This window comes from Paenibacillus caui (assembly GCF_019904135.1).
GTDB classification, from domain to species: domain Bacteria; phylum Bacillota; class Bacilli; order Paenibacillales; family Paenibacillaceae; genus Fontibacillus; species Fontibacillus caui.
In genome coordinates this window covers 92,472-102,101 of sequence record NZ_JAIOGQ010000017.1, presented here as the reverse complement: position 1 = coordinate 102,101, position 9,630 = coordinate 92,472, and the positions used below count along the sequence as shown (strand labels likewise).

Annotated in this window: 9 protein-coding genes and 2 pseudogenes; 4 read left to right on the top strand and 7 right to left on the bottom strand. The window is 48.2% G+C overall.

Annotated features, from left to right (window positions below):
• Positions 1-116 (top strand): annotated as a pseudogene (locus K7397_RS21505) (IS630 family transposase); the annotation flags it as partial.
• A gap of 152 nt (positions 117-268) precedes the next feature.
• Here K7397_RS21505 and K7397_RS12030 read toward each other — a convergent pair.
• The 6 genes and pseudogenes from K7397_RS12030 to K7397_RS22025 form a co-directional block, all read right to left on the bottom strand.
• Entirely contained in the window at positions 269-682 is a 414-nt protein-coding gene (locus K7397_RS12030; RefSeq protein WP_223068200.1) for a hypothetical protein, read from the bottom strand.
• A gap of 312 nt (positions 683-994) precedes the next feature.
• On the bottom strand, positions 995-1,549 hold the full coding sequence (locus tag K7397_RS12025) for a dihydrofolate reductase family protein (protein ID WP_223068199.1): 555 nt from the start codon (positions 1,547-1,549) through the stop codon (positions 995-997).
• Positions 1,550-1,635: 86 nt separating this feature from the next.
• A pseudogene (locus tag K7397_RS12020) lies at positions 1,636-2,286 on the bottom strand (IS1595 family transposase); the annotation flags it as partial.
• 102 nt (positions 2,287-2,388) lie between these two features.
• On the bottom strand, positions 2,389-3,510 hold the full coding sequence (locus K7397_RS12015) for a glycerol dehydrogenase (RefSeq protein ID WP_223068198.1): 1,122 nt from the start codon (positions 3,508-3,510) through the stop codon (positions 2,389-2,391).
• Between the two features lie 95 nt (positions 3,511-3,605).
• Positions 3,606-4,022 carry a TipAS antibiotic-recognition domain-containing protein gene (locus tag K7397_RS22030; RefSeq protein ID WP_337926715.1) on the bottom strand — a complete coding sequence of 139 codons (417 nt, stop codon included), beginning with the start codon at positions 4,020-4,022 and terminating at the stop codon, positions 3,606-3,608.
• Positions 4,023-4,029: 7 nt separating this feature from the next.
• On the bottom strand, positions 4,030-4,392 hold the full coding sequence (locus tag K7397_RS22025; protein WP_337926714.1) for a MerR family transcriptional regulator: 363 nt from the start codon (positions 4,390-4,392) through the stop codon (positions 4,030-4,032).
• Positions 4,393-4,628: 236 nt separating this feature from the next.
• Between K7397_RS22025 and K7397_RS12005 the strand changes: the two genes are divergently transcribed.
• Positions 4,629-5,321: a metal-dependent hydrolase gene (locus K7397_RS12005; RefSeq protein ID WP_223068197.1), complete on the top strand. Its 693-nt coding sequence runs from the start codon at positions 4,629-4,631 to the stop codon at positions 5,319-5,321.
• A 113-nt stretch (positions 5,322-5,434) separates the two neighbouring features.
• On the opposite strand, the gene K7397_RS12000 is transcribed toward K7397_RS12005, so the two are convergent.
• The gene (locus tag K7397_RS12000) at positions 5,435-6,727 is read right to left on the bottom strand and encodes an MFS transporter (RefSeq protein ID WP_223068196.1); all 1,293 of its coding nucleotides are present in this window, start codon (positions 6,725-6,727) and stop codon (positions 5,435-5,437) included.
• A gap of 528 nt (positions 6,728-7,255) precedes the next feature.
• Between K7397_RS12000 and K7397_RS11995 the strand changes: the two genes are divergently transcribed.
• The gene (locus K7397_RS11995; RefSeq protein WP_223068195.1) at positions 7,256-7,918 is read left to right on the top strand and encodes an HAD family hydrolase; all 663 of its coding nucleotides are present in this window, start codon (positions 7,256-7,258) and stop codon (positions 7,916-7,918) included.
• Between the two features lie 173 nt (positions 7,919-8,091).
• Positions 8,092-9,255, top strand: a complete 1,164-nt coding sequence (locus K7397_RS11990; RefSeq protein ID WP_223068194.1) for a mannitol-1-phosphate 5-dehydrogenase — start codon at positions 8,092-8,094, stop codon at positions 9,253-9,255.
• The last annotated feature ends 375 nt before the right edge of the window (positions 9,256-9,630 follow it).

Sequence of the window (9,630 nt, the reverse complement as noted above, 5' to 3'; positions counted from 1 at the left end):
AATTATCGGCATGGGAGTGTGCCCGAAACCAAAACCAAAAAGGCGTGGACTGGCAGTTTACTACCGATGAAGCAAGGATCAAATTAAAACGCCTTTACCCACAATTTAAGGATTGATGGGGTACTAGCTTGTTCAGTAACAAAGGCTACAAGCAAGGTCCGGGGGGCCGCCTCCTGTATTCTCCGGGAGCAAAACCGGATCCATGCGAGGTCCTGATCCGGTTTTGTTGTCCCGTGATCCAAGCGCCTAGGCCTTCAAATTTTTACGGTCATAAGTCGTTCCCCGCCATGTCATGCCGCCCCGGCTGCGGGCCCGGAAAGCTCCACGTATTCCTCCAGCAATCAGAAACAAGCCGATGACGGGATGTGCGATTCCGTACCAAAACCTGCTCCCCGAATGCTTTGAATACATATAGTAAAGCCAAAAGACTGACAGCAGGCTGACAAGGCAGAGCATTCGGGCTGAGACAGGACCGAGAAACAGGCCCGCCCAAGGGTAGATCATCGTCAGCAAACAGGACAATGAAATAAATTAACATCGCAGACTTGAAGCTGTACACCGATTTCTCCACGCTTCCAATCAATTGCCGCAGGCTCTCATACCAGTTCAAGACGCCGATCATTTTCGTACCGAAAATGGCATCCTGACGGTATCCGGCCCGCTTGATCAGCTTGCCAAGCATCGCATCATCCGTCGTGACATACGACCACAGAAATTAGGGGCGGTTCACTCTTGTCCGGTTGTTATACCGTTTCCCAAAACCTCCCGATTTTCCCCACCTTTGCCGTATAAATGACCGCCATGGTTCCCTACATCAGTACATTCAATCCGCCTAATATCCAGAATGCCCAATTCACTTCAAATCCCCGCCTCGCGTTAAAAACCGCCTTGGTGAAAAGGCGGTTTATTGAGCTATTGTTTCCCCTTAGTTGAATTACTGTCCAGTATTTCCTGATGATATTTTATTGTATTTTATCTTTGGAAATGTGCAATATTATTTCCCACTCAAATGATAGATTAGTTGTACAACGCCAGAGGAGAAAGTTCTTGTATTAACCATTTTTAAATTCATCCTCTGTTTAATATCAATAAACAACGGTTTTCCTTCTCCCAAAATAACAGGGTGAACAGATAATCTAAATTCATCAACAAGCCCTAAATTAATAAAAGTTGTAATAAGACTTGCTCCACCATATAGCCAGATGTCTTTACCAGGCTTATTCTTTAATTTATTTACTTCTTCAAGAATATTATCGTTTATGAATATTGCTTTATTATCCGTCCCTTTTTGCGTTCTGGAAAACACATATTTTTCTTTACTATGAACTAATCCCCACATTTCTTTTTCTGTTTCAGCATCTTCAATTTCTGGAGTAAATTGCCCCCATAAATCGTAGCTTTTTCTTCCATATAAAATAGTATCAATTTGATTTAAGAAATTGATAAACCCCATCTCAGAGTCCATAATGCACCAATCAACTTCTCCATTTTTTCCTTCAATAAAACCATCTAAAGAAACTGCTAAATCTAAAATTATTCTTCGTTTCATGATTTGTTACTCCTTTCGTTGATCTACCATCAATGCCGCAAGCGACACCACAGATCATGGAAGTAGATTCGTTCTTCCATGGGAGCTTAACAAGAATAAGCAGAAAGCCTAAGTTTGGTATTCGTGTCAGTTACAGTAAAAAGGCACGATTTGACCAACATATTTTTCTTATTCGATGAGGTATTCTCATATTCCTTGCTGTCTATATAACGAAACCATGCCAAATAATGTTGCAAATATTTGGTTGCAACACCATTAAAGCGGTCCATCCATTTCTTCAAGCGGCTGTGGTAGCTGTTTACGTTTTGGATATGGTACACGCCTTTTACACGTTGTTTTCCGTCGGACTTGAATCGGTAATGAGCCAAGCCCTTTGAATTCGCATAGGAACTGAATGCTCTCCACGAATCAGTGCATAGCACGTTTGAGTCAGATATATGAATACCAATCGCTTCATCCAATTTTGTAGTCCGAATACGCCCATCTCCAAGTACGCCAGAGTATGTCATTTTCTGATGGTCACGGGCAACGAGCATACATACTTGGTCATTACTAATACCACGATATTTGGCTTTTCCGCCACGTTTACGTGGCTTACGTTCGGCAATATTCCGTTTGCCCTTTTCGGAGAATAAGAAATACGTTTCGTCCATTTCGACGATTCCCTGGAACGCTTCAGTTGGAATCTGCTTCAGAGCGGCAAGAATCTTATGTCGCCAGTAAAACAAGGTGACGTGCGAATTCGCTTCCTCATTTTTTGGCTCGTCAACACAAAAACCGCGCCCATGGTTGTATCACGAACGCGGTTTTGTGTAACTTTGTAACCCACCGAGCCAATTTTATTCGGCCGCGAGGCCGATTTTTCTCTTATAAGCCAGCGAATATTGATCCGCAGCGAGAATCGCATCCAGCACATCGTCAGCTGTTACGGGGAACGGCAGGTTATGAGACGTCTCGCCTTCTTTGGTTGCAGCTTCGGCGACGCGGTACAAATCGTCCCGTGAAGCGTCTTTAAGCTTGATATCCTCCAAAGTGACCGGAAGCTCCAGCTTCAGGTAAAAGTCAATATAGCGCTCGATCTCCGCCTGCGGGCGCTTCTCAAGTGCCAGCTGGACCAGCGTGCCGAAGGCCACCTTCTGACCGTGCGTCAGATGATGAATATCGCCCTCCAGCACGGTAAACCCGTTATGGATCGCATGGGCCCCGGCCAGACCGCCGCTTTCAAAGCCAAGTCCGCTGAGCAGCGTATTCGCTTCAACGACCGCTTCAAGGGCAGGGGTCACAACTTTGCGCTTCACGGATTCATAGGCGAGCAGGCCAAAGTCAAACAGCGTCTCCTCGCATTTTCGGGCGATTGCTTCAGCGGCCAAGGTTGGCAGTCCTCCCGCAATCGTATTCGCCCGCGCCTCGATAACCGACCGGCACTCGATCCAGGTCGCCATCGCGTCTGCGATGCCCGAAGCCAGGAACAGCGGCGGCGCCCCGGCAATCACCTTCGTATCCACCAGAATTAAATCCGGATTTTTCCGGTAAAAAGAATAGGTATCGAATGCGCCTTCATCCGTATAAATGACCGACAGCGCACTGGTTGGGGCATCCGTCGAAGCTGTCGTTGGTATAATTACGCAGGCAGCTTTCAGCACATCATTGACGGCTTTGGCCGTATCCAGCGTCTTGCCGCCGCCTACACCGATCACCATATCAACGTGTTGTCCTTTGCCCTGCTCGGCAATCCGGTTTATTTCATTTTTGGACGCTTCGCCTTTGAATTCCACTTTGATAACCGCAATTCCGGCCTGTTCAAGACTTGTGACTACCCGGTCCCCAACGATCTTCCAGACCAGTTCGTCCGCCATGACCAAAGCGCACTTTCCAAATCCTTTAACATAATCTCCTGTTTTATCAACCACGTTTTTGCCTTGTACATATTTTCCTGGACTAATAAAAACTTTTTCGCTCAAGTTCTATCTCTCCTTTCAAAATAGTACAAGTTCATTATACGCCTGGCTTGGAAGCCTTTACAAACCAGCTTCAGGCATTGTCATAAAATTGCCTTCTAATCCTGTCCGGGAAGTTTGAAACCGTTCTCTTGTACGTAATATTCAATCACTTCCTGCAGCCAGGCTTCCTCATCGGGGGAAAATGAGGATAACGTACCGGACGCTATTCCGGCAAAACTTGCCTCATCCATTGCAGCGAGTTCTGCAAACTCCGCAATATCTTCCGTGCCGACAAAATCCAGGTTCATTTTCATTTGACGCCCAATCAGTTCCTGAACCTCCGGGTCGCCCACAGGCCTGCCGGCAAGCCGTTTGACTTCCCTGGTCCATTCAACGTATTCCCTGTCCAGTGATTCCATGGCCTCCGGGCTTTTATTATAAAGACGGTCCACGGCCTCCCGGGACACATGCTGTTCAAGCCATTCCCGCTGTTCCTTCTCCGTTTGTATACTGTGAATCAAGCTGAGAAGCACGCTGCCATCAATCTGCCCCTCCTTCTCCAGCAGCTTTATCGTTCCGGTTCACTGCCTTTAATGCGCTTTCGATATGCGCCTTTTTCTCTTCAAATAATCCTTTCTGCATCCGCAGCGATTCCAATAATCCGGAATCAAATTGCGAAAGCCTGACCATCTCCATGATTTGTTCCAGGCTGTAGCCCAAAAACTTGAAACTGACAATTTTCTGCAGCGACAGAATGTCCTCCTTCCGGTAAATCCGGTGCCCGGTGGTTGGATGCTTAAGCGGCGTCAGCAAACCGATTTCATCATAATAATGCAAGGTTCTAATCGATACGCCCGTTTTATCTGAAAATTCTCCAATGCTGAACTGTTCTTCTTTGTCCATAAGAAAGCCTCCTCCGTATCTTCGTTACTCCTCGATCTTACTCCATGACGTAACTGTAGGTGCAAGACTTTCCTAACCAAAAGCAAAAATTTGAAGATTACGAATTCATAGCTATTAATAATCGCCTGCGGATAATGTAGAATATTGTAATTTTTGGTTTTGTTATTTAGGATCATTATAATAGAAAAGAGACTGCTTCAGGCAGTCATTATCCATTTATCCGAGGAGGGGACAACATGCTGCAAATCATTTACCATGGGCATTCCACGGTGCAAATCGCTGCGGGCGGCAAATCCTTGATTGTCGACCCGTTTCTCAGCGGGAACCAGCTCGCGGCCGTCAAGGCGGAAGATATCAAAACAGATGCCATCCTGCTGACCCATGCCCATGCGGACCATATTCTGGACACTGAACTGATTGCCAAAGCAAATGACATTCCCGTTATCGCGAATCCCGAGCTCGCCGCCTTTTTCTCCTGGAAAGGCGTCAAAACCGTCGGCATGAACATCGGCGGAACATATGACCTTGGATTTGCAACAGCCAAAATGGTGCAGGCCTTCCACAGCTCCGGCATCGTTGTCGAAGAGAGCAAAAGCATCCTGTATGGCGGCATGCCCGCCGGATATATCATTAAAACCGGGGGCCTGACGATTCTGCATCCAGGAGATACCGGACTGTTCAGCGATATGAAGCTGATCGGGGAGCGCAGCAGCATCGACATCGCTTTCGTTCCGATCGGCGACCATTTCACGATGGGTCCCGAGGATGCGCTGCAGGCGGCTGAATGGTACAACGCCAAGCTGGTTGTTCCCATTCACTACAATACATTCCCGCCTATCAAACAGGACGCGGCGGCTTTCGTTCGCAAGCTGGAAGCCAAAGGCATAAAAGGCAAGGTGCTGGCTCCGGGCGATACGCTTATACTATAAATTTCTTAAAAAGTTCAGCTTCATCGGAGTTTATTCTTTAATAGAATAATAGAGGCATCCCGCAACCGAATGAATGGCTGCAGGATGCCTTTTCTTTCTTGATAACCGCCTCTTCAGGGACGAACTTCCCGTTTTAATTTGAAAGAATCCACATTCGCTTTTCTCCTTCCTCGGAAAATGCCGCCGAGCCATAAATACAACATGAGCAGCAGCGAGATCACTATATAGGCTCCCCCGCCGAACCGCCCGATCGTTCTTGGATCGAACCACTCGAGCAGCCAGCCGGCAGCCAGCATGGAGCAGCCCAGCAGAGCGTTGCTTATCGCCGATAGCAATCCGAACACAGGCCCCTGCTGGCTTTGAGGAAGTTCCCGCATCATGAGGGTATCCAAGCAGGCGTTGCCAAAGCCACCGGCCAAGGTGAGCGGAATGTACAGCGCGAAGGCAATCCAAAATTCCGGCGCGGCGCTGATGCAGATGAGCATCAGCCCTTCGATGAGCAGACCGCCTAACGCTCCGGCGAGCACGCTCGCGCCTGCCAAGTGCCCCGCAAGCAGACTAAGCGTCAAACCGATGCCTATGGCCCCATAGAGCAGCCCGACCCCGAGGTCGCCGGCATGATATTCCTGTACGGCGTATACGCTGATCAGCACATTGTCAATCCCGTTGAACATCGGCACGAGCAGTTCAAAGCCAAGAACGACCTGAAGCGGCAGACTGGCGGTGAACAAGGCGGCCAGGTCGCGCCACTTCCCCGGGACAGCGGGGACACTGCTCTGTACCCGGGACTCTTCCTGCTCCGGCCCTGACGTAATTTCCACCGGCGAAAAGTCAATCCTCGATACGATTCCCGCTGTGATTAGAAAAGAGACCGCATTCAGGACAAAGGACCACTCCGGACCCAGCCAGAACGATACCGCGCCTCCAGCAATGGCCCCGATAAGCAATACGCAGCCGGTAAGCGCCTGCTCCAGGCCGTTAACCGCCATCAGTTCATCGCGCTTCACCAGAAGCGGGATGGCAGACTTTCGCACGGGCGCATAGACGGCCTCCCCTGCAGCCAGGATAAAGCTGCCCGCGATAAGGATCCAAATATCCTCGGCAGAATGCACAAACAGATAAGACAAAGCCACCGGCACACGCAGCAGATCCGTTGTCAGGAGGATAGCTTTGCGCGGCAGCTTCACCGCAAGCATCCCTCCTATCGGTGCAAGGAGCAGAAAGGGCAGAATCCGTATGCCCATCGTGATCCCTACATCAATGCCCGAACCGGTCATCGCCAGAATCAGGGAAAGCATGGCAACCTGGCTAAAGCGATCGCCTATTCCATTTACAATGCCCGCCATAAATAAACCGGTGTAACCCTTTCGCTTACGCATTACCGTTATGGCAGAATGATTTGTCATAAGATGCTACCTCACATTCAATTAAATTAATATCTAATTAGATTATTGTTTAATTAGATATTAATTTAATCTCCTGTGCTCCGCAAGCTTTTTTTCGAACTCACCCGCTGGGAAATCGCCTATATTCCGAGGCCACCGGACATTTTTTAAAAAAAATTTATAACTCTCTTCTTCCATCGAATTTCGGACAACCTGTTCAAGACTTGTCCATTCCTATCATTTCCAAGCTTTCGAAAAGGGTCAAACCCTTGACCCTACTTGCTTTATGGATGACCCGCTCTCCATTTTCAGAGCTCCTGTTTTCCCTGTCTGCAGGGTTCAAATCTTTCAGATGAAAGCGTTTCTACTTTTCTGAATGAAAGCGCAGTCAAGTGGCGTCATGTTTCCTACTCGCCTTGACGCAAAAGTTTTGCCTATGTTACGGTTTTTTATAGAAACCCAATAACCACATGGGAAAATTTTATTTTTTGCTAACTTGGTTTGGTAGGTTTTCTAACCTAAATGAATAAAAGAAGGAGATGATTGATTATGATCAAGGGGCTCATATTCGATTTTGACGGCACAATTATTGACACCGAAACTGCGTGGTATCATGCTTTCCGGGAAGCCTATAAGGAGCATGGTGTCGAACTGACGCTGGAGCAATACTCTACCTGCATCGGGACCAGTTTGAACAACTTTAACCCTTACGAATACCTGATGACAGACCTCAATCTCCCCCTCGATAAGGATGAGTTTAGAAAGGCCATCCATAGGCGTCATAGCGAGCTAATGGAAATGGAAACTATACGTCCAGGCATTCAGCATTTTCTGGACTCGGCCAAAACGGCTGGTTTGAAGCTTGGTCTTGCTTCAAGCTCTTCAAGGGAATGGGTCGACAAGCATTTGAACCTTCTCGGCATATATGATTATTTCGAATGTATCCGTACCGCGGATGATGTAGAGAACGTAAAACCGGACCCTGAGTTGTATAATCAAGCTTTGTCCTGTTTGGGTCTTGAGCCGGATGAAGCGGTGGCGATCGAAGATTCGCCGAACGGCTCCAAGGCGGCAGCTGCGGCCGGAATGCACTGTGTAGTCATTCCCAATGAAATCACTCGTTTTCTTGATTTCACTACTCCGCATTACAAAACCGATTGTTTAAGCAACCTCAATTTTGACCATGTCGTCACCCGCAAGCTGTTTAACTGACACAACCTGCCAGACTCGTTACCCGTAAGTTGCCGTGCTTAACGCATTATTGACGTTTGAATGGAACAGGGCACGAGGGTGGTTTCAAATCCTTCTGGGCGCATATGACTTCTTCATGTCCTGTTCCTCAAGCTTAACGTCAGTCATCTGACCAAAAAAGGAGGAACACCGCTATGAAAGCAGTACATTTCGGTGCGGGCAATATCGGGAGAGGCTTTATCGGCCCGGTATTATCCAAATCCGGTTATAAAGTTACTTTCGTGGCTAGAAACAAAAAGAAAGTGGAGGAGCTCAGAGAGAGGCGTCAGTATCCAGTTATTCTGGCCAATGAGAACCTCGATTCTTTTATGGTGGACAATGTAACCGCCGTAAGTCTGGGAGATTCCAATAAAGTGGTTAAAGCCGTCTCAGAAGCGGAAATCGTGACAACCGCCGTAGGAATCAATGCTCTGAAAGACATTGCGGAGACAATAGCCAAAGGCATTACCTTGCGGCTGAAGCAGCATCAAGCCCGCAAACCGCTTCATATCATTGCATGCGAGAACGGAATTGGTGCCAGTCAGGTGCTCAAAAAATGGGTATACCGGCACCTGAAGCCCTCAGCCGCCGCTCAGGCGGATCTCCATATCGCCTTTCCAAATGCCGTAGTCGACCGCATTGTCCCTGTTCAAAAGCATCAAGACCATCTGCAGGTCATGGTGGAGCCTTTTTGCGAATGGGTGATCGACCAAAACCAAATCAAAGGGGATTCCCCGCCGATCCAGGGCGTTCGTTTTGCAGATTCTCTGGACCCTTATCTGGAACGCAAGCTGTTTACCGTAAATACAGGCCACTGCTGCGCCGCTTACTTCGGCTATCTGAAAGGCTGCGCTACTATACAGGATGCTATGTCCGATCCCGACATCCAGGCCAGCGTCAGGGGTGCGCTTCAGGAAACAGGAGCGCTGCTGATCCGCAAACACGGCTTTGACCCGTCCAAGCATAATCAGTATATCGAGAAAATACTGGGCCGTTTCTCCAATCCCCATTTTAATGATCAGGTGACCCGCGTTGCCCGTTCCCCGCTTCGCAAACTTTCACCGGAAGAACGTCTTGTTTACCCTGCGATGAAGGCTTATGAATTCGGACTTGAAACGAAATATCTCGTTGCCGCTATCGCTTCGGCCCTTCGGTTTGAGTACTCCAAAGATCCCGAGGCCGTAAAGCTGCAGGAATCGATTCGAAAGCAAGGCATCGAGCAGGTAGTTACGGACGAGCTCGGCATTCCTGCAGATCATCCCCTGTTTGATCAGGTGATCTCGAGGTACAACAAAACAGCTAAAGTCGTCTCGGGCTAAGCCCGTTCAGGCTTGAATCGCTGCCTAAAAAATCTTTTTACCCCTCATCATACGGTGAGTAACCGCATCCGGACATACTCGTATAAACATGATATCCTATGCAAGTGCGTAATCCGTTCGGATTGCGCACGATTTTTTTTACCCTGTAAAAAGACTCTAAGAAAAACCGTCCGGAAAAATCGCCAGACGGTTCTTTGCGTGCAGACCCATACGTCCCGAGGAACTGGGGGGATGGGTATGAGGTTCCACCCGCTGTTAAAGTCGTGTTCTCATGAATATATCATAGGGGTTAGAACACGACTTTAAAGGCGGACCGCAGGCTTTCCACCTCATACCCATCTCCTCTTTTGATCTACTATGAGCTCTCTTCTCCTT

Coding starts and splice junctions, on each gene's coding strand:
- K7397_RS11990 (WP_223068194.1), top strand. CDS start 8,092: ATGAAAGCAGTACATTTCGGTGCGGGCAATATCGGGAGAGGCTTTATC.
- K7397_RS12000 (WP_223068196.1), bottom strand. CDS start 6,727: ATGACAAATCATTCTGCCATAACGGTAATGCGTAAGCGAAAGGGTTAC.
- K7397_RS12030 (WP_223068200.1), bottom strand. CDS start 682: ATGCTTGGCAAGCTGATCAAGCGGGCCGGATACCGTCAGGATGCCATT.
- K7397_RS22025 (WP_337926714.1), bottom strand. CDS start 4,392: ATGGACAAAGAAGAACAGTTCAGCATTGGAGAATTTTCAGATAAAACG.
- K7397_RS12005 (WP_223068197.1), top strand. CDS start 4,629: ATGCTGCAAATCATTTACCATGGGCATTCCACGGTGCAAATCGCTGCG.
- K7397_RS12025 (WP_223068199.1), bottom strand. CDS start 1,549: ATGAAACGAAGAATAATTTTAGATTTAGCAGTTTCTTTAGATGGTTTT.
- K7397_RS11995 (WP_223068195.1), top strand. CDS start 7,256: ATGATCAAGGGGCTCATATTCGATTTTGACGGCACAATTATTGACACC.